Below are 21,610 nucleotides of genomic sequence, written 5' to 3'. Positions count from 1 at the left end.
CTGCGCGCGAATGCCCCGGAATGACCGCACGGGGAGAGCCTGCACCTGCAAGCACTCTGCGCAGAACTCTCAGCAATCGAGCGCGGACCTCACTCCCGCTCTCGCGAGCCAAGCCCGGACGCCTGCTGCAGCGCTTGCGACAGTGCGATGTTCAGCTGGAACGCTGTGGCGGCCTCCTCGACCACCGCCTCGTGCTCGGCCATGGCCGCGCCGGCCTGCTCCAGCGCGCCGCGGTACTCGTCCTTGAACAGCGGGATATCGCCGATCGCCGAAAACTCGTAGAACGACAGCGCCTGCTGTTGCAAACCGAGCGAACGCGCGAGAATCTTCTTGATGATCTGGCCGCCGCTGAGGTCGCCGAGATAGCGCGTATAGGCGTGCGCCAGCAGCGGATGGCCGGAGCCGGATCCCGCCTCCCGGATGGCGCGCACATAGGCGATCGCTTCAGGCAACACGGTCAGATCGGTCGCATCGAGCTGGGCAAGATCAGCCCTGATCGCAGCACTGCGATGCAGCTCAGGCCGCACGATGAGTCCGACCACGGGCGTGCCCTGATGTCCGACCAGATCCGCCTCGAGCGCCTCGTAGACCGGCAGAAGATTGCGCAGCAGCAGCGCGTAGGCCTGCACCGTCCCGCGCCCGCGCAGCAGCTCGGCGACGAGGCCGGTCCGCTCTGCGGTGACGTGGAGCGCCTTGGTACGGTCGCGCATCGCCTCCAAAAGAGAGGCCGGACGCGTGCTGCGCCCGGCCATCTCGACGTGATCAGTTTCAACTCGGTCCAACATCTCTCAACCTGCGGGACTTCAGCGCGCCGGCGCCAGCCCGTGTTTCACGCCCCACTCGAACCAATTGTCGACAACGGTGCCCGACAGTAGGATACCGATGCCGCCGGTCAAGGTGCAAAGCACGGCGAACCACCAGGCCCAGCGATGGATCGACTCCGCGGTCGCGTTGAAGCCCATGGTCCAGCGCCAGAACAGCGCACCGCGTTCGAATGCCGTACCGCGATCGACGATCTGCTCGAGCTCACGCTCGCCACCGTAGCGGCTGATCGCCAGCACCGTCGCGCCATGCATCGCGAACAGCAGCGCCGATCCGTACAGGAAGGCGATCGAGAGCATGTGGAACGGGTTGTAGAACAGGTTGCCGTGGGTGATCGAGAAATTGTTGGTCCAGTCGAGGTGCGGGAAGATGCCGAACGGCACCGCCTCGCTCCAGCTGCCCATGAAGATCGGCCGGATGAAGCCGAGCACCAGATAGAGCCAGATCGCCGACGCGAACGCCCACGACACATGGGTGCCGAGGCCGAGCGCACGGGCACGGCGATAGGTGCGCGCCCACCACAACAGGATCGACGTCGTCAGGAAGAAGCCGGCCATCAGCCACCAGCCGCCCTCCTGCAGCGGCGGGAAGATCTGCAGGCCGTATTCGGGCGCCGGCGGCTGCAAGGACAGCCAGAAGAACTGACGGATGAACTCGAGCGGACTCCAGTTCACCGAGGCCAGCATGTTGAGACCGATGATCTCGATCGCAACGAAGCCCGACATCAGCGAGGCGAGGCCGAGAAAGCCGAGATAGACCGGGCCTACCTGCGCGTCGCCGAGCTTGCCGAACCAGTAGTTGAAGCTGCCCTTGCCGAGCCGCTCCCAGACGCCGGGCTCGATCGGAATGCCCGGATAGATCGCACTACGGACTTGGATCTGCGTGAAGATGTTCTGGTATTGGGCCATGACGACCTCTCCTTCAACTCATTGCGGCGACCAGATCGGGACCCTGCGCCACCATTCCCACCAATCCGACCAGGCATTGCCTTCCGGCAGCAGCCAGGCGGGGCCGGAGATGACGATGCAGACGGCGCTGAAGAACACGGCCGACAGCGCCAGAAACAGGCCGAGTCGGTGGATGCCGAGCGTGCCGATGGAGTAGCCCAGGAGGTCGCGGAACATGGTGTTCTCATGCTCCGGCGACTTCATCTCCTGGCCGCGGCCGGGATTGGCGGCCGACAGGATCAGCGAGCCGTGCAGCGCGAGCGCGAGACACGTCGTGAAGAAGAACGTGATAGCGATCATGTGCGCGGGATTGTAGTGGAAGTTGCCGAACTGATAGCCGGTGTTCGACACCCAATCGAGGTGGGTGATGATGCCGTAGGGAAAGGCATAGCTCCACGAACCCATCAGCACCGGACGGATCACCTCCAGCGTGAAATAGGCGAAGATCGCAAAGCCGAAGGCGACCGGCACGTGATAGCCGATCGCGAGCTTGCGGCAGATCTCGACCTCGCGCAGCGCCCAGGAGACGAACGCGCCATGCGCGCACACCGTGATGAGCTGCCAGAAGCCGCCCTCCGTCAGTGGCGCGAAGGAAAGTCCGTATTTGGCGTCCGGCGGATTGATGCTGATCTGCCAGAGATTCCACGTCGGTCCGAGCGCTGTCGCGTAGAGGATCAGCGCCACGCCGACGAAGGTGAAGAAGATCGTCGTCACGCCGAAAAAGCCGACGTAGAACGGTCCGATCCAGAAATCGAAGAGATCGCCGCCGATCAACGTGCCGCCGCGGACGCGGTATTTTCGTTCAAAGCTGAGCATTGCCATCGGTCCTGCCTCCGCTGCCCGTCGCTCGATATGCTACGTGTCGTGTCGTACGGTGGGTCGTGTCGTGACCGCCAGGAATCCTGGCGCCCGAGAGATTTGGGAAGCGGGCAGACACGGTCTGCCGCCGAGCGATCGCCCGCCTCCCATTGATGATGCCGAAGCTCTAGGTGAGCTTCACCGGCGTTGCCGGATCGGAGAGCGACGACGTCTTCGCCGCGCGAGGTCCTTCCAGCCAGTTGAACCGGTTCGTGCTGAGCAGGATGAAGTGAATCACCAATGCCAGTCCGAACAGGAAAACCCCGAGAGCCACGAGAACTCTGCGCGGATCGAACAACAACCACAAGCGCCACATAGTTTTCTCCTTTCGATCAGGTCAGGTAGGAGAGCACGAGACTGGCGTAGTGGGTTGCCCCATCCAGCGCCGCCGCCTTGTAGCCAGTCGGCCCGGGCAGCCAGGGACGCCACATCCATGCGAGAATGTGGGCGACGATCGCGACCGCCGTGAAGACCACAAAGCTCGTCATGAAGATGCTATGGAATTCCCTCGCCTCCGATTCGGTCAGCCCCGACAGAGAGCCTCCCTTGTTTGGTTCCACCATAGTAGTACCTCCTGGTGTTGGCCTTTCGGCCGGAAGCCGCTCACCGAGATGAGCGGCGTCGAAGCGCCATCCCGTTGCCGGGATGACATCCATGCGGCGAACCGCACGAATTCCTCAGAACTCACCGGGCTGCAACTCACAGCCCTGAAACTCACAGCCCCATGAAGGACGAGGTCGCGCAGTTCGCGGCCTTGATCCTCGCCTCGCCTAAGATCGCGCCGAGCGGCGCGGGCCTGTGGCCGGTGATGATGGAGCCGATCCGGCGCAGCACGCCCTCGACCATCAGCACGATGAAGCACACCGCGTAGACCAGGAGATAATCGATCCGCTCGCGCGATCTCGGCGCGACGTCACGATCTATGCGCTCGTATAACGACATCGTCCTCTCCCTCTCCGCTATCCCCGTGCCTACGCGGCCTGGCCCGTTGCGAGCTGCGACCGCGCATGCGCGAGAACGTCCTCCGTCACCTTGTCGAGCCCGGCTTGGCGCGCACCGCGCTCGGCCGCATCACGCAGCCGCTTGGCTGCGGAAATCCGCACCAGCACCGGCTGCGTCTCGATGATCTGGTCCAGCGCCAGCTTGGCGCCGTCGTCCCATGGCAGCTCGCGCTCGAGCCGCGCCGGCGTCGCCGCGATCTGGTCGAGCTGCGTCGCGAGCGGCAGGATGTTGAACAGCGCATCGAACAGCGCGTTGCAGACCTCCTGCACGACGTAAGTCGCGCCGGCATAGCCCATGAACGGCGTGCCGGTGTGGCGGCGGATCACCGTGCCCGGGAACGAGGCGGGGATATAGATCGCGCGGTTGCCGGCTTCCGCGGCATACATGCGCTCGTTGTAGCTGCCGAACAGCACCAGCGGCGGCCGCTCGTGGATCAGCTTGCGGATCGCGTCATTGTCGGTCTTGGCGCCGGCGCAGCGGGAGATCGCAAAGTTGCAGGGCAGCCCGAGCTCGGTCTCCAGGAAGTTGCGCAGGCCACGCGCGTAGGTCTCGGAGGCGACGATGCCGAAGCTCGCGGTGCCGAAGAAATCCTGTGTCACCGAGCGCCAGAGATCCCACACCGGCTTGATCGTGGTGTGCTTCTCGCTGATGATGAACGGTTCGGGATCGAGCCCGAGCATCTCGCCCAGCATGCGCAGGAATTTCGTGGTCGAATGCAGCCCGATCGGCGCCTGCAGATAAGGCCGCTCCAGCGTCTCGCACAGCAGACGGCCGAACTCGCGGTACATGCAGATGTTGACGTCGGCATTGACCAGCTTCGGCACGTCGGCAACGTGGCTGCCGAGCGGAAACACCATGTTGATCTCGGCGCCGATGCCCTCCACCAGGCGGCGAATCTCGGCGAGATCCGACGGCATGTTGAAGGTGCCGTAGATCGGTCCGATGATGTTGACGCGCGGCTTCTCGCCCTCGGCGCGCGGCTTGCGCTCGGGGATCTTGCGCAGGCCGTATTCGCTCCACAGCCAGCTCAAGGCGCGGTTGGCGCTCTGCCACTGGTCCTCGTCGATGGTGCGCGGCAGGAAGCGCTTGATGTTGGAGCCTTCGGGCGTCACGCCGCCGCCGATCATCTCGGCGATCGAGCCGGTGACGACCACGGCGGGCAGATCCGGATCGAGCGCGGCGCGGGCGCGCTTCATCGCCTGCTCGGTGCCCTTCTGGCCGAGTTCGTCCTCGCCGAGGCCGGTGACGACGATCGGCAGTTCGTGCGGGGGCAGGCCGTCGGTGTAGTGCAGCACCGAGGTGACGGGCAGATTCTCGCAGCCGACCGGGCCGTCGATGATGACCTGCAAGCCCTTGATCGCGGTGAACGCGTAAACTGCCCCCCAATAGCCGCCGGCGCGGTCGTGGTCGAGGATCAGCATCACACCATCTCCTCGGACTTGCGCTTCTTGGCCTGTGCCGCGACCGCCTTGCGGTACTTGTCGCGGAAGTCGGGACGCGCGACAGGGGTGCCCTGCCACACGCCCGCGGTGTCGCCCTCACCGACACCTTCGAAGAAGTCGCGCATCTCGTCGAAGCGGGCCTTGCCACCGATAGCCGCGTTGACGACCTGCGCCAGCGAGCCGGCACCGGAGACGCCGAACAGCGGCCGCGCCGAAATGAGATTGGTGAAGTACAAAGACGGGATCGCGCGCGCCTTGGCCTTCTGGACCACCGGCGTGGTACCGATGGCGAGATCGGGCGCAAACTCATCGACGGCCGCGAGATCATGCTCCAGCGAGGCGCGGTACTGTACGCGCACGCCGCGGCTCTCCAGCCAGGCGCAATCGGCCTCCGACCAGCGCGTGCGCGGGCACGCGGTGCCGACATAGCGCAGATCCGCGCCGCTCTCGACCAGGAGACGCCCAACTAACAGCTCCGAGCCTTCATAGCCCGACAGCGTGATGCGGCCGCGGATCGGCGCCGCCGCAAGCGCGCCGCGGATCGCCGGCAGCACGGCATTCTTCGCCGCATCGATCTGCGCGCGGCCGACGCCGCAGGTCGTGCCGACGGCCTCGAGCCAATCGGCCGTGCCGTCGCAGCCGACCGGCGCCGAGCCGATGATCGGCCGGCCTGCCGCCTCGAACTCGCGGATCGAGGCCGTATAGAACGGATGGATCGCCGCGACCGCCGCGCAGTCGAGGGCGCCATACAGCTCGCGCCATTCGCGCGTCGGCACGGTGGGTCCTGCCGCCAATCCGAGCGGTGCCAACAGCATGCCGATCCCGACTGGATCGGCCGGGAACATTTCGCCGAGCAAGGTGATCGTCGGCCTGTCGCCGCGCGGCGCGCGGGGCGCCTGCACCGGACCCTGCTCCGCCTCGCGCCGCGCATAGTTCAGCATCGCGCCGGCAAGCACGTCCTTGGCCTCGGCATGGGTGGGCACGCCGAAGCCGGGCACGTCGATGCCGATGATGCGGACGCCGTTGATCTCCTTCGGGAGAATCTGCAGCGGCACGCCCGAGGCGGTGGGAACGCAGAGATTGATGATGACGACGCAGTCGTAGTTCGCGGGGTCCGCGAGCTTGAACACGGCCTCGCGGATGTCCTCGAACAGCTTTCCGGTGACCAGCGTCTCCGAGTTGAACGGGACATAGCCGACACTGCGCCGCGCGCCGTAGAAGTGCGAGGTGAAAGTCAGGCCATAGACGCAGCACGCCGAGCCGGACAGCACCGTCGCGGTGCGCCGCATGCGCAGGCCCACGCGCAGCGAGCCGAACGCCGGGCACATGCTCTGCGGCTGGTCATGCGGCCCGGCCGGATAGTCGGCCGCGTAGCGCGCCAGAACCTCGCTCTTGCCTGCGGCATCGGCCGCCTTCCTGAGCTCGGCCTTGCCGGCATGACAGCCCAGCGCCTCCGGCTGCGCCGGCATGCCTGCCACCGCATCGCCTTGCGCGCTCACCGTCTGATGGACCACTGCATCGCTCATTGCACGAGATTCCGTGACTCAATTCCGCTGCTCAGCACGCGCCGATCACACATGGTCGTAGATCACTTCGAGCGACGGCTTGCTCACCGCCGTGCTGCCGCACATGTCCTCGAGCGTCGCCTGCTCCAGCACCACGTCGCGGCCGACCTCCGAGGCCTTGAACAGGCCGAGCAGGCCATCCTGGGTCAGGGGATGCGGATGCTGCGGCGGCGCCTCGGCGACATTGGTGGCGAGCAGCTCGAACAGCGGCGCCCACGGCGTTCCGGGCCTGCCGATGATCTGATAGCTCGCGCTCTTCCGCCGAATGTCGTCGTCCGCCGGGATCGAGGCCAGCACAGGGATGCCGACCGCATCCGCAAAGGCCTGCGCCTCGCCGGTCCCGTCGTCCTTGTTGATCACGATGCCGGCGACGCCGACATTGCCGCCGAGCTTGCGGAAATACTCCACCGCCGAGCAGACATTGTTGGCAACGTAGAGCGACTGCAGGTCGTTTGAGCCGACGATGATCACCTTCTGGCACATGTCGCGCGCGATCGGCAGGCCGAAGCCGCCGCAGACGACGTCGCCGAGGAAGTCGAGCAGCACGTAGTCGAAGCCCCAATCGTGGAAGCCGAGCTTCTCGATCAGCTCGAAGCCGTGGATGATGCCGCGTCCGCCGCAGCCGCGGCCGACTTCGGGACCGCCAAGCTCCATCGCGAACACGCCGTCGCGCTTGAAGCAGACGTCGCCGATCTTGACCTCTTCGCCGGCGAGCTTCTTCTTCGACGATGTCTCGAGGATGGTCGGGCAGGCACGGCCGCCGAACAAGAGCGAGGTGGTGTCGCTCTTCGGATCGCAGCCGATCAAGAGCACCTTCTTGCCCTGCTGCGCCATCATGTAGGACAGGTTGGCGAGCGTGAAGCTCTTGCCGATGCCGCCCTTGCCGTAGATTGCGATGATCTGCGTGGTCTTCTTCGGCGCAGCCGTCACCGGGGCGTCCGGCTCGATCGCGGCCTCGGCACGCAGGGCATCCGTCATCGCACTGATCTTGGTCGGGGCATTCATCGTGCAGCTCTCCAGTCCAGGACCATCTTGAGACATGACGGATCGTCGAACGCGGTCCGGTAGGCGCTCTCTGCCGATGTTGCGTCGGCGTGATGCGTGATCAGCCCGTCCAGCGACAGCCGGCCGGTATCGATCAGGTTACGCACCGCGATCAGATCCTCGTGCTTCCATTCGGCGGCGACGCGGATCGCCGCCTCGCGCATGAAGGCCGGCGGATAGGAGAAGGTCAGCGGCGCGCTGTAGAAGCCGGCGAGGATGATTTCGCCGCGCGGCGCCAGGCGCGCGATCAAACTGTCGAGTAGCCCGGCATCGCCGCTGGCATCGAAGATCAGGCGATATTCGCGCTTGTCGTCCTGAGTGGGATCGATGACGCGATAGCCGATCGCGCCATCGGCACGCTCGGGATTGCTCTCCCACACGACGGGTGGATCGCCGCCCATCGCGATGATCAGCCGCGCCAGCAGGCGCCCGAGCACGCCATGGCCGACGACGCATTCGGCCCTTCCGTCGCCGCCGATCGACAGCGCATGATAGGCGGTCGCCGCCAGCGCCAGCAGCACGCCGCGCTCGCCGGTCACTTCGTCGATCGCCACGACACGCTGCGGAGGAACGCTGAGCCGCGAGGCCGCGGCCCCAAACAGGCTCTTCACCTCGCCGAAGCAGCGCGCCGCGCCCGGCACGAACACGCGCTCGCCCTTCCGAAAACCAGAATGCGGCGCGGCCTGTGCCACGCGGCCCACGGCCTCGTAGCCGGGCACGAGCGGATAGCCCATGCCCGGAAACTGCGGCATGCGGCCTTCGTACAGCAGCCGCTCGGTGCCGGTGCTGATCGCGCTCCATTCGATGTCGACGGTCAGGCAGTCCGGGGCATCCGCCAGCAGCAGGTGCTGCAGCGACAACTCCCTCGGCCTCCCCAGCACCACGGCGATCGCGTCCATAGCCCAAACTCCCCGGCGACGCCCGCTTAGTTACGGGTGTCAGGTTAGTCCGACTGCGGAGAGTGTCAATATTTATTTACAGTCTGAGTGTCAGCTTTTCGCGACAATCACGCCCGCAATCAACGGGATGCGTGTGCGAAGCACTCGCACTTGCGAAAAGCCTGCCAGATTGAGCAGCTCGCGCAGCCGTTGCGCGCTGCGCGGCCGGCCCTGCCCCATTGCGCGCAAATAGATCTCGAAATAGGCGCTGACCCCGTCGGCGCCTTTGGCCGTGTCGCGCATCGGCTCGCCGAGCAACAACACACCGTTCTCGGGCAGCACCGTGCGCACCTTTGTCAGCAGTTGCGTCACCGCGTCGTCGTCGTGATCGTGCACGACTCGAATCAGCGAGATCACGTCAGCCCCGGTCGGCAGCGGATCGGTGTAGAAACTTCCGGGGGCAATCGTGACGCGATCAGCGAGCCCGGCCGTGGCGAGTCGCTCTCGCGCAATCGCGGCGACCTCGGGCAGATCGAACAGCCCGAGCGCAAGCTGCGGCGCCTGCCGCGCGGCGGCCGCGAGGAAGCTGCCATCGCCGCCGCCGACATCGAGGAGGCAGCGATGGCCGCTCAACGGATAGGCCGCAAGCACGATATCGGCGATCATCGGCTGCGACGCCGCCATCAACGCCGTGTAGGACGCGACGCTGTCGCGCGTCAGCGTGGCGCCGCTCTGGTCGAGCGCATAGGGCCAGTAATGTGCAAGGCGGCGCTCACGGCCCTGGCCGCGCAGCAGCGCCACGGGATCGCCGAGATCGGCATAAAGCGCGGCGTGATGCCGGACCATCGCAGCGATGCCGGGATTGCCGAGCAGTGCCGCGCCGAGCGGCCCCAGCCCAAAGCGCGCCATGCCGCGGTGCTCGAGCAGTTGCAGGGCGGACGCCGCTTCGCACAGGCTGAGCATCGCGTCAGGCGACATCGCCGCATGCGATGCCAGCGCCGCTACCTCGCAGGGCCCGGCGCGCAGGGTCTCGAACAAATCGAGCTGCACACAGGCCGCAAGGGTCTGCGAGTAGACGAAGCCGGCGCACAGATCGAACAGCTCCGCCGCCCGCCTGCGTGCGATCGGCCGCGTTAACGGAAACGCCGCCGCCCAGCGCTGAAATGAAGCACTCGCCAGCAACGCGTCGCGCCAGCCGCGCCAGCGATCGCTGAGGCTGATCGGGGGCGGCGCGTCGCGGCGAATGGCGGCGGGCATCGCCGTCAGCGCTCCAATGGCCGAGCAAAAGCGCATCGACACGCCGCGCTGCCCACCCTCCCCTGGAGGGGGAGGGTCACCGCGCGCAAGGCGCGCGGTGGGGTGGGGTGAGCCCGGAAACAGGTGCGGATGGGTCTAGCTGCTCTCAGGATTGCCTGCATCGGCACCTGCAGTGCTATCAGCACCGCACCCGCGGAAAGTCTGTCACCCCACACCGCCGCGCCTGCCGCTGCGCGCAGGCGCGGCCACCCTCCCCCTCCAGGGGAGGGTGGGCACTGTGCGCGCGGCGCGAGCGATGCCATTCAACGCGGCCGAACCATCACGCCGCCGACGCGGCGAGACGGCGCGGCACCAGGCGCTTGGCTTCCTGCTCCATCAGCACGCGCAGCTCGTGGGCATGGGCGCAGGGCGGCATGGTGCGGATGCCGTCGGACACGAGATCGTGCAGATAGCTGACGGCACCGGTGAGACCATAAATCAGCACGGCGTTGGGCCGCCCGAGCTTGGCATCCTGGCCGACCGGCTTGCCCGCCTCTTCCTCATCGCTGGCCGCATCGCGGATATCATCGGCGACCTGATAGGCCTCTCCTATCTTCTCGCCCAGGCTGCGCCAGGCTCCGGGATCGGGATGCCCCGCCGCCGCCGCGCCGGACACGGTCGCGGCCGCGAACAGCGCGCCGGTCTTGGAGCGATGATAGTGCGAGAGATCGATCTCCGGCTCGCATTCCCAGGCCTGGCCGGCGGCGATGCCATGCGGCACGCCGACGGCGTCGCCGATGGTCTCGATCAGTCGCGCCAGTCGCACCGGCGAGCAGCGCGACTTGGCGAGCGATTGGAACGCGAGCACGATCAGCGCATCGCCGGCGAGCACCGCGAGCGGCTCGCCGAACGCGGCATGCACCGACGGCCGGCCGCGCCGCAGCTTGGCATTGTCGAAACACGGCAGATCGTCATGCACCAGCGAGGCGCAGTGCAGCAGCTCGATCGCCGATCCCGCCGCATCTGTCGCCGCCGGCTCGTCGTCGCCGCACGCCGCGGCCACCGCATGACAGAGACGGGGACGCACGCGGGCCCCCTTGGGGAACACGGCGGCCTGCATGGCGGCGGAGAGGCGGGGCGGACATCCCGGCCGGTCGGCCAATGCCACCGCTGCGACGAGGGATTTTTCAATCCGGGCCATCACGTCCATGCCAGCCTCCCCTGCAGCGACGGCCAACGGGCCATCGCCTATGTAAATTACAACTTACACCCATAGTGTAAATCATGCTAGACATTTCCTACGTCAGACCGGACAGACAGGAGTGCGGGAGATGGCCGATCACCGCGTGATCGTGGTTGGCGCCGGGATCGCCGGCCTCAGTGCCGCGCTCACCCTTGCGGCCGGCGGAGCCGAGGTGACGGTGCTGGAGCGCGCGCCCACGCTGGGCGGCAAGATGCGCCAGATCGCGATCGGGACTGCGCGCATCGACTCGGGCCCGACCGTGTTCACCATGCGCTGGGTGTTCGACGAGCTGTTCGCCGCGATCGGCAGCTCGCTCGACGATCATCTCACCCTGACGCCGCTCGACATCCTCGCCCGTCATGCCTGGACCGATCGCCGCACGCTCGACCTGTTTGCCGATGAAGAGAGATCGGCGGATGCGATCGGCCGGCTCGCCGGACGCAGCGAGGCCGAGGGCTATCGCGCCTTCTGCCGCGACGCGCGCCGCATCTTCGAGACGTTGAGGGATCCGTTCATCCGGACGCCGGCGCCGAGCATGACGCATCTCCTGCGCAATGCCGGCTTCCGCGACCTCACCGCGATCCGACCGTTCCAGACCATGTGGAAGGCGCTCGGCGGCTATTTCCGTGATCCGAGGCTGCAGCAGCTGTTCGGACGCTACGCGACCTATTGCGGCTCGTCGCCGTTCCACGCGCCGGCGACGCTGATGCTGGTGGCCCATGTCGAGCAGGCCGGCGTCTGGTCGATCGACGGCGGCATGCACGAGCTCGCGGCGTGTCTCGCGGCGCTGGCGCAGCGGCACGGCGTCAGCATCCGCACCGACAGCGACGTCGCCGGCATCGTCACGGCGAGCGGCCGCGCCGCGGGCGTGCGCCTTGCCGATGGCGAGCAGATCGCCGCCGACGCCGTGATCGCGACCGCCGATGTCGCCGCGCTTGCGCAGGGGTTGTTCGGCGCGGAGGCCGCGCGCGCGCTGCCGGCCACCCCGGAAAATGCTCGCTCGCTGTCGGCGATGACCTGGAGCTGCATGGCCCGCGCCGACGGCTTTCCGCTGCTGCGTCACAACGTGTTCTTCTCGCGCGACAGCCGTGCCGAGTTCGATCAGTTGATCGAGCGGCGCGCGATGCCGGCCGAGCCCACAGTCTATGTCTGCGCGCAGGACCGCGACGACCAGCCGCGCGAGAACGGCGGCAACGAGCCGCTGTTCGTGCTGATCAACGCGCCCGCATCAGGTGACCAGCATCGCTTTCCGCCCTCGGAGATCAGCCAATGTGCCCGCCAGACCTTCGACCTGTTGCAGCGCTGCGGCCTCAGCGTCGCGACGACGCCCGAACTGACGCGCGTGACGACACCGGCGGATTTCAACCGGATGTTTCCGGGCACGGGGGGCGCGCTGTACGGCCGCAGCTCGCACGGCTGGATGGCGTCGTTTCAGCGGCCGGGCGCGCAGACGAAGCTGCCGGGCCTGTACGTGGCGGGGGGCAGCGCGCATCCGGGACCGGGCGTGCCGATGGCGGCGTTGTCGGGACGGATGGCAGCCGCCAGGGCGATTCTGGACCTCGCTTCGACCGCGCCGTCCCGAAGGACGGCTATGCGTGGTGGTATGTCGACGCGTTGAGCGACGACGGCCGCTTCGGCCTCACCATCATCGCCTTCGTCGGCAGCGTGTTCTCGCCGTACTATGCGTGGGCGCGGCGGCGCGGCCCGGCCGATCCGGAGAACCACTGCGCACTGAACGTGGCGCTGTATGGCGCACGCGCGCGGCGCTGGTCGATGACCGAGCGCAGCAGCCGTGCGATCGCGCGCGATAACCAGCGCTTTGCCGTCGGACCGAGCCACTTGGAGTGGAACGGCCGCGAGCTCATGATCGAGGTCAACGAGGTCACCGTGCCCTGGCCGCTGCCGTTGCGCGGCAAGGTACGCGTGGTCCCGACCGCGCTGAACGAGATCGCCTTCACGCTCGATGCCGAGGGGCGCCATCGCTGGCAGCCGATCGCGCCCTGCTGCCGCGTCTCGGTCGATTTCGACCATCCCGACCTGCACTGGCGCGGCGACGGCTATTTCGACATCAACCACGGCGATGCACCGCTGGAGCGCGATTTCACGAGCTGGCAATGGTCGCGTGCCGCGACCCGCACCGGCACCGTGGTCTCCTACGACACCGTCGCGCGCGGGGGCGTGGACAAGACGATCGCCTTGCATGTCGATCCCGACGCCAAGCTCGAGCGGATCGCGCCACTCCTCGAATCACCGTTGCGCAAGACGCTGTGGCGCGTCGACCGCAGCGCCCGCGCCGACGCTGATACATCCGTGCGCGTCGTGAGCACACTGGAGGACGCTCCCTTCTATGCCCGCAGCCACCTCGCCGCGCGCATCCGTGGCGAGGACGCCGCCGTCATGCACGAGAGCCTGTCGCTCGACCGTTTCCAGATGCCGATCGTGCAGGCCATGCTGCCGTTCCGGATGCCGCGGTGGTGAGGGATTGATAGGCGCGACGTTAGCCACAGTCGCGGGCGAACGCGCGGATTTGCAGCAGTCGCGCGACAGCATACGGTGTCGTCCCGGACAAGCCACGACGCGCGCGAGCGCGGCGGGGCGCCGATCCGGGACCCATACGCCGCGGCGGACATGACGGACAAAATGCCAATCGCCTGTCTGCCTCAAACCGCTCCCTGGGGGTATGGGTCCCGGCTCAAGGCCGGGACGACAGCGGTGTTTGTCGATGCGTTTGCGATCCAATCGACAGCTCCGAACGCGCTGCCGTAGGGTGGGCAAAGGCGCGAACGCGGCGGGACGCCGCGGGCCCACCATCCGCATCCCGCACGCGGGGCGGTGGGCACGGCGCGCACGGTCATCTTTGCTCGTCGCGACGACGTAGGCGCGCCTTTGCCCGCCCTACTGCTACCGCTCCTCCTCCGCGCGCTCCCCCGCCTCACGCTCGGCGCGCCGGCGGTCGAGGCGGCGGCCTTGCCATTCGAGCACGAGCCAGCCGAGCCCGCACATCGCAACGACGACGAATTCGAGCAGGCCGCCCATCTCGCTCATGGCGTCTCACTCATGGCGTCTCACTCATCGCGCTTCGCTACGACGCCCGTCCCGAGCGCGACAGCTGGTCGCGTCGCTCCAGCCGCTCGAACAGATCGATCACCCACAGCGCGCGGTCCTGCAGCGTACGGCGCGGCCGAGCGATCGCATGCGGGCGCTGCGCATCCGCAGCGATCACGGCATCGATCAGGATGCGCGCCTCGGGCCGCAGCGGCGCCAGCGATGGCTGCACCGGCGTGAGCGACACCACCGCGGCCTTGCCGAGCAGTTGCAGCTTGCGCGGCATCGAGACGAAGGCGCGCTGCGACAGCGAATCGAACTCTGCCCGCGCGACCTCGCGCCCGATTTCGGCATAGATCAGCCGCGCAGCGTTGATGCCTGGACGGCAGGTCAGGGGCAGATCGGCGATGCCGGCCGCGGCGCGTGCGTAGAACACGTCGGCCATTGCGAGCAGCCGCGCGGTGACGCGGCCGACGCGGTCGTCGAAATAGGGCGCGACCAGCCAGGTGTCGACGTCGAGTCCCGCCTCGCGCAGCCATTGCCGCGGCAGATAGAGCCGGCCGGCACGCGCGTCCTCGCCGACGTCGCGAGCAATATTGGTGAGCTGCATGGCGATGCCGAGATCGCAGGCGCGCCCGATGGTCTCCGGAGCGCGCCGGTGCATCAACAGCGACATCATCACGCCGACGGTGCCGGCGACGCGCACGGCATAGGCGAGCACGTCGCTCAGCGTCTCGTAGCGGCGGCCCTGGGCGTCCCAGGCGAGGCCTTCGAGCAGCGCCTCCGGCAGCGCGCGCGGAATCGCGAACTGCGCGACCACGCCGGCGAGGGCGCGATCGACGGGACGATCCTCGGGACGATCGGCGTAGATCCGGTCGAGCCGCTCATGCAGCACCTCGATGGCGTCGACGCGGCGACCGGGACCATCGATCGCGTCATCTGCCTCGCGGCAGAACGCATAGAGCGCAATGGCGGGATCGCCGACCGTCCGCGGCAGAACCTTCGAGGCGGCGAAGAACGTCTTCGATCCGCCCCGCAACAGCCGACGACAGATCGCGATGTCCTCGTCCCGGCTCATCGGCGCTCCAGCTCATGCGGCGCGGGCACGAGCTCATCGAGCACGCGCGCTGACGACAACACGCCCGGCAGTCCGGCTCCGGGATGCGTTCCGGCCCCGACCAGATACAGCCGGTCGACCTCTTCGCTCTTGTTGTGCGGCCTGAACCAAGCGCTCTGCATTAGCACCGGCTCGAGCCCGAACGCCGCGCCGCGATAGGAGGACAGGCGATGCTCGAAATCGTCCGGCGTCAGCAGCCGCGACGTGACGATCTGCCTCGCGAGATCCGGCAACAGCGATTCGCTCAGCGCCCGCTCGATCCGCCTGCGGAACGGCTCGGCGGTGGCTGCCCAGTCAATGCCGCTCTGCTGATGCGGCACCGGCGACAGCACGTAGAACGCATCGCAGCCCTCGGGCGCCAGCGACCGATCGGTCGCGGTCGGCCGGTGCAGATAGAGGCTGAAATCATCCGCCAGCACCTTGCGGCGGAAGATGTCGTCGAGCAGCCCGCGATAGCGCGGGCCGAGCAGGATGGTGTGATGCTCGACGTCGTCGTAGCGGCGCCTCGTGCCGAAGTACCAGACGAACAGGCTCATCGAGTAGCGCGCGCGATCGATGCGGGCATCTGTCCAGCGCCGGCGCGGCACGGATGGCAGCAGGTGCTTGTAGGTCCAGGCAGCGCAGCCATTGGACACGACGACGTCGGCGGCGATGGTCTCGCCGGAGGCCAGACGCACGCCGGTGGCAACGCCATTCTTCGTAGTGATCTCGGCGACGGGCGCCGAGCAGTGCACCTGGCCGCCCTGCCCTTCGATCAAGCGGACGAGACCGGTGACCAGTGCGCCAGTGCCGCCCATCGCAAAATGCACCCCCCAGCGGCGCTCGAGATAGGCGATCAGGCAATAGATCGACGTCGTCGTGAACGGATTGCCGCCGATCAGCAGCGGATGGAAGCTCAGGACGATACGCAGCCGCTCATCGCGCACATGCTGCGAGACGAGGCCATAGACCGAGCGAAAACTCTGCAGCTTGATCATCGCCGGCGCGATCTTCGCCATGTCGAGCAGCGACAGGAACGGCACATCGCCGAGCTCCTCGAACCCCTTTCTGAAGATCGCCTCGCTCGCCTTCATGAAGCGCTCGTAGCCGTCGACATCGCCGGGTGAAATTCGCGCGACTTCGGCGCGCATCGCCACCGGATCCGCCGAGCAGTCGAACACGGTGCCGTCGTCGAACCGGATCCGATAGAACGGCGAGATCGGCTTGAGCGTGACGTCGTCGGACATCTTCCGCCCGCACAGCTGCCACAGCTCCTCGAACAGGAACGGCGCCGTGACGATGGTCGGGCCGGCGTCGAAGGTGAAGCCGTCTTGGCGATGCACATAGGCGCGGCCGCCGGGCGCATCGAGCTGCTCGAACACGGTGACGCGATAGCCGCGCGCGCCGAGCCGGACCGCCGCGGCGAGCCCGCCGAAGCCGGAGCCGACCACGACCGCATGCGGCCGGTCTCCGAGCGCAGCCGGAATAGCGGCCTTGATGGTGGAGACGTCGAGCATGGCGAAAAGCGTAAATTGAAATTGACGCTTCCGCCAGTCAAAAATGTCAATTTAGTTTGACATTTCCTGCTGCACTGCGGGGACGCCGAGCCGCTCGGCGGCCGCGACGATCAGCTCCGCGATCCGCGCCGGCTGCTCCTCATGAGCCAAATGGCCAAGCCCATCAAGCAGTTCGAGCTGCGCCTGCGGCACCAATTGGCGCACGCGCCGGGCGACGTCAGGGGTAATGGCGTGGTCGTGGGTCGCGGCGATGAGCAGCAGCGCGGTGTTCAGTCGCGGCAGGTCGCGCACCAGAGGGTTGAGGTCCCAATTTGCCATCATCTCCAGCGCGGCACCGACATGACCGGGACTGCCGACGAGGCGGCGATACAGCCGCTCGCCATTGGCATCGAGCGTCGATCCCGTCGCCTTGAGCAACCGATGCACCGCCGCCGGATCGCGGCCGCGCCAGGCGAACAGCCGCGGCACCAGCGGATTCAGCGCCATCATCTTGGCGAGTGGCGACAGGAACTGCGCCGCAAGACCGCCGAATGGCAGATAGGCTCCATTGAGGCTAACGATCAGTTTTGGCGCGATCAAGCCGTCGAGCGTCATCCGCGTGAGGATCGCCGCGCCCGCGGAATGGCCGATGGCGATCTCGGGCGTGATCGCGAGCTGCTCGCACAGCGTGGCGAGATCACGCGACATGCCCGGGAGCGACAGCCGCTGCCAGTTCGGCGTGGAGGTGAAGCCGTGGCCGGAGAGATCCGGCGCCACGACCGTGACATGCCTAGCGAGCAGCGGCGCGAGATCGCGCCAGGAATGGGTTGCTGCTCCCGTGCCATGGGCCAATAGCGCGACCGGCCCCTCGCCCATGACCTGGACGTGCCAGCGAATCCCGCCGGCGTCGACGAAACGGCTCGCCTCGCGATTGGGCCAGGTGCGCCCGTCGATGCTCCAGCTCGGCTTGTCGCTCATGCCGACGACGACCATTGCAGGCGGCGCTTCAGCCCGCGCCGGAGCGGCTCACGCGCCGGCGGCGCGCGCCAGGAAATCATCGTAGCCCGCGATGACTTTATCAAGCTGCTCGAAATGCGGCATCGCTCCGGTCTGCATCACCTCGATCTGCCAGTTCGGCAGGCCTTCGACCGCATGCTTGCCGTGGTAATCGACGAAATCGCCGCGCACGCCATGCACCATCCACACCGGCATCGCCAGCGCCTGGTACAGCTTCAGCGCATGGACGCTGAACATGTAGCCGGAGACGAAGGAATACGGCGCGTTCTCGGCGCCGGGCTGGTGGGTGGTGATGTAGTCATATTCGAGCAGGCCCTCGTCGATGTCCTTGCGCCCAAAAGTCTTCCGCAGGAAGAAGCGGATGCTGGCGCGCGAGGTCAGCAGCGAAAAGAAGCGGTGTTTCCACAGCGGCACGGTGAAGATGTTGCGCAGCCACGGCATCGCGCGGGTCGCATCCTTGTCGCCGCCCTTCTTGACCGCTGCTTCGGCGCGGCGATCGAAGCCGGTCGGGCTGATCAGGCCGAGCGTGCGAAACAGGTTCGGCGCCTCGGTGCCGGCGCGCGCCGCGAATTCGCAGCTGAGCGACAGCGCGATGGCGTCGATTGGCGTATCGCCGTGGCGACGGCGAACCTCGTTCGCGGCCAGCAGGATCGCATCGGTCATGATGCGCGGCGTGTAGATGCGGTCGGCGCGGTCCGACAGGCCGAAGCCGGGCAGATCGAGCGCATAGACCGGACGGACGTTGCGATAATGCTCGAACAGCGGCTTCATCTCGTAGGCCGTCGCCGCGGCATTGACGCTGTGGATCAAGAGCAGCGGCCGGTGCTCGGACGCCGCGCCAGGATCTTCGCCATAGCAGGCGATGCGGCCGGTGCGCGCATCCGCGAGTTCGAAGCGCGGCGCGGCCAGCGGCGGCGGCATCGACGGCTCGCGCAGGGCGGTGGCATGGTCGCGCTGTGCGGCGGACGCGAGCTGCATGGCGTGCTCCTCTCTCGGGATCTCGTCGGTGGCGCGGGCGCCCGATGCATCCGACATGGGACAGCATAACGTTGACGGCGCCGCTTGTCAGTCGCGGTTGGGAACGCCGCTTGACGTCGTCGGTTCCAGCCGTTCAGCCGCGGCCAGCCTGGGCCATGATCGCCTGCGACAACCGGGTGGCATCGGCATGGGGCAGCGCGACGTAGCGAGCCTGCATCGCGCCTGCGAGCTGCGCCGCCTTGTCCTGCGGCCGTGGCGACGAATCGACCAGCACGACAGGGATGCCCGTCAGCGCCAGCTGCTTCGCCGCCACCAGCGCCTCCGCCTCAGCCTCGCTGCGGCCGCCGCCGTCGCGCGCGACATTGGCGCGGCCGTCGGTCATCAGGACGATGGTCGGCGCTTGGCCTTTGGCTTTGACGGCGAGCGCAAGCTCGGTCGCAGCGAAGATCGCGGCCGACAGCGGCGTGCCGCCGCCGCCGGGCAAGCCCGCAAGGCTGCGCTTGGCGCGGGTCAACGAGCGCGTCGGCGGCAACAGCAGCTCCGCGCTCCTGCCGCGGAACGCGATCAGCGCCACCTCATCGCGGCGGACGTAGCACTCTGCGAGCAGCAGCTCGACGGCGCCCTTCACCTCGGCGAGCCGCTGCAGCGCCGAGGAGCCGGAGGCATCGACGACGAAGATCGTGGTGGTGCCCGAGCGCTGCTTGAAGCGGGTGATGCGAATGTCGTCCTTGTGCACGATCAGCCGGCTGCTCTTGCCGGCGGGTTGTGTCCGCCGCCGCAGCGGCTGCCACGGCGCCGCCGCGCGCAGCGTCTCGAGCACGTTGAGCCGCGCGCCGGCTCGCCACTCGCCACGGCGCGAGCCGATCGGGCGGCCGCGCTTCGGCGCCTTCTGCGCGGTGCCCTGCCGGCCGGCGCTGCTCGCCCGCGTACGCGCCGCGCGTTCGTCCTGCAAGCGCTTCAACAGATCGGCGGGAATAGCGGCTTGTGCCGCCTCGAGCACACGGTCTTCAAGCGGGCCGTCGTTGCTGTGATCCTCCTCGCTCTCAGGCTGATCGTCGCACGGCTCCGGCGCGTCGTTGCTGCCAGCGTCATCCTCCGTCGCCGGCAGCCGCGTGGCGCGCGGCGCCAGCACCAGCCGCGCAGCGCAGGCGATGTGCGACTCGGCGACATCAGTCCCGCCATCAAGGGCCGCCGCGATGCGCGCCACGCGACACGCGAGCAGCGGCGCCCGTAGCGAGTCGATGCCGAGCACGACGGCCGTCGTCGTCAGCGCAGCGATCGCGTCGTCGGACAGACGAACCTGCGGCAGCAATTCGCGCGCGGCCGCGATGTCCGTCGATTTGAACAGGCTCTCGCCGAGATCGGCGCGCGCGACCGCGCCGAAGTCGAGATGACAGGCAAGGCGATCGGCGAGCGCCGGCGACACGCGTTCGTCATCGATGCCCTCGTCGAGCGCGATCAAGCCGAACCGCGCTGGCGCGCGCAACGAGAGGCCATCCCGCTCGATACTGATCGAGCCAGTATCGAGCGCGGCGGTGAGATGAGCAATCGTCGACGGCGCGATGCGCTCGGCCATCACCGCCATCAATACGCCGCCATCGGCCTCGGCAAGCAGCCCGCGCTGCATCACGGGGCGTCCCGCCTGCAGGGTCGCGGCCAGATCGAGGCCACCAAGCAGGCGATCGTCGGAGATCGACGGCGGCAGCTTGCGAACCGCCGTCGTGCTCGGAGTCAGTTCGCGCAACAGATCGAGCCACTGTTCGCGCACCGGCCCGGCGCCTGCACGCAACAGCACAGACGCAGCCCCCGGATCGATCGCAGCCAGCGCGGCGGCAATCATTGCATCGGCCCAGATCGCCGCGCCGTCGCTCACGATGCGAACAGCTCGTTGAGCGCGCGCTCGACCCGCACCGAGGAGCCGGAATCGTCGAGCGGGTTGCGCCTGAGACGGTGCCGCAGCGCCATCGGCGCGACCGTCTTGAGATGGCCGTCATCGACCGCCTTGGCGCCGTCGAGCGCCGCTGCCGCGCGCGCCGCACGCATCAAGGTCAGCTCGCCGCGCAGACCGTCGGTGCCGAGCGACATGCACAGACGCGCCGCCTGCTCCAGCTCGCGGTCGGAGACTTTCACTGAGCCGATGTTCGCGCGGCCCGCCAGGATGCGCTTGCGCTGCTTCGCCTCCTCTTTCTCCCAATGCGCGACGAAAGCGACGGGATCCGTCTCGAACGCATCGCGGCGCTTGATCACCTCGATGCGCGTCGGCAGATCGCTGGGAGTCTTGACCTCGACCGAGAGCCCGAACCGATCCAGCAGCTGCGGCCGCAGCTCGCCCTCCTCCGGATTGCCAGTACCGACCAGCACCACGCGCGCTGGATGGCGGATGCTGAGGCCATCGCGCTCGACGACGTTCTCGCCGGAGGCCGCGACGTCGAGCAGGAGATCTACGAGATGATCCTCCAGCAGGTTGACCTCGTCGATATAGAGAAAGCCTCTGTTGGCGCGCGCCAGCAGCCCCGGCTCGAACGACTTCTCGCCATGGGCCAGCGCGCGCTCGAGATCGAGCGCGCCGACGACGCGATCCTCGGTGGCGCCGAGCGGAAGGTCGATCACCGGCACCGGCACCTCATGCGCCTTCAACGCGGCCGGCTTCTTGCCCTTGCCGCCCGGCTTGGAGCGTGCGCGGCAGTCGGCGCATTGCGCGGCGGCATCGGCCGGATCGCATTGATAGGGACAGCCGACCACGGCGCTCATCGGCGGCAACAGCGCGGCCAGCGCGCGGACCGCGGTGGACTTGCCGGCGCCGCGATCGCCGAAGGCCAGCACACCGCCGACCTTGGGATCGACGGCGGCGATCACCAGCGCCAGCTTCATCTCGTCCTGGCCTACAATGGCCGAGAACGGAAAGGCTATTCCCATGAGCGTCCCCTGCATCGCGGCGTCT

Annotated in this window: 21 protein-coding genes; 2 read left to right on the top strand and 19 right to left on the bottom strand. The window is 67.7% G+C overall.

Annotation, left to right across the window (positions count from 1 at the left end; genetic code table 11):
- Positions 1 to 89: 89 nt before the first annotated feature.
- The 12 genes from HL666_RS00720 to HL666_RS00665 form a co-directional block, all read right to left on the bottom strand.
- Positions 90 to 785: a biliverdin-producing heme oxygenase gene (locus HL666_RS00720; protein WP_172179398.1), complete on the bottom strand. Its 696-nt coding sequence runs from the start codon at positions 783 to 785 to the stop codon at positions 90 to 92.
- 18 nt (positions 786 to 803) lie between these two features.
- On the bottom strand, positions 804 to 1,730 hold the full coding sequence (pufM, locus tag HL666_RS00715; RefSeq protein ID WP_172114270.1) for a photosynthetic reaction center subunit M: 927 nt from the start codon (positions 1,728 to 1,730) through the stop codon (positions 804 to 806).
- An 18-nt stretch (positions 1,731 to 1,748) separates the two neighbouring features.
- The gene (gene pufL, locus HL666_RS00710) at positions 1,749 to 2,591 is read right to left on the bottom strand and encodes a photosynthetic reaction center subunit L (protein WP_172114269.1); all 843 of its coding nucleotides are present in this window, start codon (positions 2,589 to 2,591) and stop codon (positions 1,749 to 1,751) included.
- Positions 2,592 to 2,754: 163 nt separating this feature from the next.
- On the bottom strand, positions 2,755 to 2,943 hold the full coding sequence (gene pufA, locus HL666_RS00705; RefSeq protein WP_172114268.1) for a light-harvesting antenna LH1, alpha subunit: 189 nt from the start codon (positions 2,941 to 2,943) through the stop codon (positions 2,755 to 2,757).
- A 16-nt stretch (positions 2,944 to 2,959) separates the two neighbouring features.
- Positions 2,960 to 3,190, bottom strand: a complete 231-nt coding sequence (pufB, locus tag HL666_RS00700; protein ID WP_172114267.1) for a light-harvesting antenna LH1, beta subunit — start codon at positions 3,188 to 3,190, stop codon at positions 2,960 to 2,962.
- A gap of 151 nt (positions 3,191 to 3,341) precedes the next feature.
- Entirely contained in the window at positions 3,342 to 3,569 is a 228-nt protein-coding gene (locus tag HL666_RS00695) for a hypothetical protein (RefSeq protein WP_172114266.1), read from the bottom strand.
- Between the two features lie 29 nt (positions 3,570 to 3,598).
- Positions 3,599 to 5,050 (bottom strand): chlorophyllide a reductase subunit Z, encoded by a 1,452-nt coding sequence (bchZ, locus tag HL666_RS00690; RefSeq protein WP_172179396.1) that lies wholly within the window; start codon positions 5,048 to 5,050, stop codon positions 3,599 to 3,601.
- Positions 5,050 to 6,597 (bottom strand): chlorophyllide a reductase subunit Y, encoded by a 1,548-nt coding sequence (gene bchY / locus HL666_RS00685; RefSeq protein WP_172131548.1) that lies wholly within the window; start codon positions 6,595 to 6,597, stop codon positions 5,050 to 5,052. The genes bchZ and bchY overlap by 1 nt, the downstream gene beginning before the upstream one ends.
- Positions 6,598 to 6,642: 45 nt before the next feature.
- Positions 6,643 to 7,641, bottom strand: coding sequence for a chlorophyllide a reductase iron protein subunit X (locus tag HL666_RS00680; protein WP_172131547.1), 999 nt, complete (start codon positions 7,639 to 7,641; stop codon positions 6,643 to 6,645).
- A complete protein-coding gene (bchC, locus tag HL666_RS00675) occupies positions 7,638 to 8,579 on the bottom strand; it encodes a chlorophyll synthesis pathway protein BchC (protein ID WP_172179394.1) in 942 nt (313 codons plus the stop codon). The genes HL666_RS00680 and bchC overlap by 4 nt, the downstream gene beginning before the upstream one ends.
- Positions 8,580 to 8,669: 90 nt before the next feature.
- A complete protein-coding gene (locus tag HL666_RS00670) occupies positions 8,670 to 9,815 on the bottom strand; it encodes a methyltransferase (protein WP_172179392.1) in 1,146 nt (381 codons plus the stop codon).
- Positions 9,816 to 10,134: 319 nt separating this feature from the next.
- A complete protein-coding gene (locus HL666_RS00665; protein WP_172114260.1) occupies positions 10,135 to 11,004 on the bottom strand; it encodes a polyprenyl synthetase family protein in 870 nt (289 codons plus the stop codon).
- 46 nt (positions 11,005 to 11,050) lie between these two features.
- Here HL666_RS00665 and crtD point away from each other — a divergent pair, with 46 nt between their 5' ends.
- Together crtD and HL666_RS00655 are read left to right on the top strand one after the other, a co-directional pair.
- A complete protein-coding gene (gene crtD, locus HL666_RS00660) occupies positions 11,051 to 12,655 on the top strand; it encodes a 1-hydroxycarotenoid 3,4-desaturase CrtD (protein WP_311975691.1) in 1,605 nt (534 codons plus the stop codon).
- Positions 12,652 to 13,515 (top strand): carotenoid 1,2-hydratase family protein, encoded by an 864-nt coding sequence (locus HL666_RS00655; RefSeq protein ID WP_246741423.1) that lies wholly within the window; start codon positions 12,652 to 12,654, stop codon positions 13,513 to 13,515. The genes crtD and HL666_RS00655 overlap by 4 nt, the downstream gene beginning before the upstream one ends.
- Positions 13,516 to 13,938: 423 nt before the next feature.
- On the opposite strand, the gene HL666_RS00650 is transcribed toward HL666_RS00655, so the two are convergent.
- The 7 genes from HL666_RS00650 to bchI all read right to left on the bottom strand — a co-directional run bounded on the left by HL666_RS00650 (position 13,939) and on the right by bchI (position 21,585).
- The gene (locus HL666_RS00650) at positions 13,939 to 14,082 is read right to left on the bottom strand and encodes a hypothetical protein (RefSeq protein ID WP_172114258.1); all 144 of its coding nucleotides are present in this window, start codon (positions 14,080 to 14,082) and stop codon (positions 13,939 to 13,941) included.
- Positions 14,083 to 14,119: 37 nt separating this feature from the next.
- The gene (locus HL666_RS00645; protein ID WP_172179388.1) at positions 14,120 to 15,160 is read right to left on the bottom strand and encodes a phytoene/squalene synthase family protein; all 1,041 of its coding nucleotides are present in this window, start codon (positions 15,158 to 15,160) and stop codon (positions 14,120 to 14,122) included.
- Complete coding sequence (locus HL666_RS00640; RefSeq protein ID WP_172179386.1) at positions 15,157 to 16,695, bottom strand: phytoene desaturase; 1,539 nt, start codon at positions 16,693 to 16,695, stop codon at positions 15,157 to 15,159. Before HL666_RS00640 ends, HL666_RS00645 begins: the two co-directional genes overlap by 4 nt.
- Before the next feature lie 51 nt (positions 16,696 to 16,746).
- Entirely contained in the window at positions 16,747 to 17,652 is a 906-nt protein-coding gene (bchO, locus tag HL666_RS00635; RefSeq protein ID WP_172179384.1) for an alpha/beta fold hydrolase BchO, read from the bottom strand.
- A 48-nt stretch (positions 17,653 to 17,700) separates the two neighbouring features.
- The gene (locus HL666_RS00630) at positions 17,701 to 18,669 is read right to left on the bottom strand and encodes an alpha/beta fold hydrolase (RefSeq protein ID WP_172179382.1); all 969 of its coding nucleotides are present in this window, start codon (positions 18,667 to 18,669) and stop codon (positions 17,701 to 17,703) included.
- A gap of 133 nt (positions 18,670 to 18,802) precedes the next feature.
- Positions 18,803 to 20,542, bottom strand: a complete 1,740-nt coding sequence (locus HL666_RS00625) for a magnesium chelatase subunit D (protein ID WP_172179380.1) — start codon at positions 20,540 to 20,542, stop codon at positions 18,803 to 18,805.
- Positions 20,539 to 21,585: a magnesium chelatase ATPase subunit I gene (gene bchI, locus HL666_RS00620; protein ID WP_172131814.1), complete on the bottom strand. Its 1,047-nt coding sequence runs from the start codon at positions 21,583 to 21,585 to the stop codon at positions 20,539 to 20,541. Before bchI ends, HL666_RS00625 begins: the two co-directional genes overlap by 4 nt.
- Between the last annotated feature and the right edge of the window lie 25 nt (positions 21,586 to 21,610).

The organism is Bradyrhizobium aeschynomenes (assembly GCF_013178945.1).
GTDB classification, from domain to species: domain Bacteria; phylum Pseudomonadota; class Alphaproteobacteria; order Rhizobiales; family Xanthobacteraceae; genus Bradyrhizobium; species Bradyrhizobium aeschynomenes.
This window is presented reverse-complemented; position numbering and strand designations above follow the sequence as displayed.

Excerpts from the sequence above, each read along its gene's own strand:
- HL666_RS00630 (WP_172179382.1), bottom strand. The coding sequence starts at position 18,669 with ATGCAGCTCGCGTCCGCCGCACAGCGCGACCATGCCACCGCCCTGCGC.
- pufA (WP_172114268.1), bottom strand. The coding sequence starts at position 2,943 with ATGTGGCGCTTGTGGTTGTTGTTCGATCCGCGCAGAGTTCTCGTGGCT.
- HL666_RS00640 (WP_172179386.1), bottom strand. The coding sequence starts at position 16,695 with ATGCTCGACGTCTCCACCATCAAGGCCGCTATTCCGGCTGCGCTCGGA.
- HL666_RS00645 (WP_172179388.1), bottom strand. The coding sequence starts at position 15,160 with ATGAGCCGGGACGAGGACATCGCGATCTGTCGTCGGCTGTTGCGGGGC.
- HL666_RS00695 (WP_172114266.1), bottom strand. The coding sequence starts at position 3,569 with ATGTCGTTATACGAGCGCATAGATCGTGACGTCGCGCCGAGATCGCGC.
- HL666_RS00670 (WP_172179392.1), bottom strand. The coding sequence starts at position 9,815 with ATGCCCGCCGCCATTCGCCGCGACGCGCCGCCCCCGATCAGCCTCAGC.
- HL666_RS00680 (WP_172131547.1), bottom strand. The coding sequence starts at position 7,641 with ATGAATGCCCCGACCAAGATCAGTGCGATGACGGATGCCCTGCGTGCC.
- bchI (WP_172131814.1), bottom strand. The coding sequence starts at position 21,585 with ATGGGAATAGCCTTTCCGTTCTCGGCCATTGTAGGCCAGGACGAGATG.
- HL666_RS00665 (WP_172114260.1), bottom strand. The coding sequence starts at position 11,004 with ATGGACGTGATGGCCCGGATTGAAAAATCCCTCGTCGCAGCGGTGGCA.
- pufB (WP_172114267.1), bottom strand. The coding sequence starts at position 3,190 with ATGGTGGAACCAAACAAGGGAGGCTCTCTGTCGGGGCTGACCGAATCG.
- HL666_RS00720 (WP_172179398.1), bottom strand. The coding sequence starts at position 785 with ATGTTGGACCGAGTTGAAACTGATCACGTCGAGATGGCCGGGCGCAGC.
- pufL (WP_172114269.1), bottom strand. The coding sequence starts at position 2,591 with ATGGCAATGCTCAGCTTTGAACGAAAATACCGCGTCCGCGGCGGCACG.
- bchY (WP_172131548.1), bottom strand. The coding sequence starts at position 6,597 with ATGAGCGATGCAGTGGTCCATCAGACGGTGAGCGCGCAAGGCGATGCG.
- pufM (WP_172114270.1), bottom strand. The coding sequence starts at position 1,730 with ATGGCCCAATACCAGAACATCTTCACGCAGATCCAAGTCCGTAGTGCG.
- HL666_RS00650 (WP_172114258.1), bottom strand. The coding sequence starts at position 14,082 with ATGAGCGAGATGGGCGGCCTGCTCGAATTCGTCGTCGTTGCGATGTGC.
- bchZ (WP_172179396.1), bottom strand. The coding sequence starts at position 5,050 with ATGCTGATCCTCGACCACGACCGCGCCGGCGGCTATTGGGGGGCAGTT.
- bchO (WP_172179384.1), bottom strand. The coding sequence starts at position 17,652 with ATGAGCGACAAGCCGAGCTGGAGCATCGACGGGCGCACCTGGCCCAAT.
- bchC (WP_172179394.1), bottom strand. The coding sequence starts at position 8,579 with ATGGACGCGATCGCCGTGGTGCTGGGGAGGCCGAGGGAGTTGTCGCTG.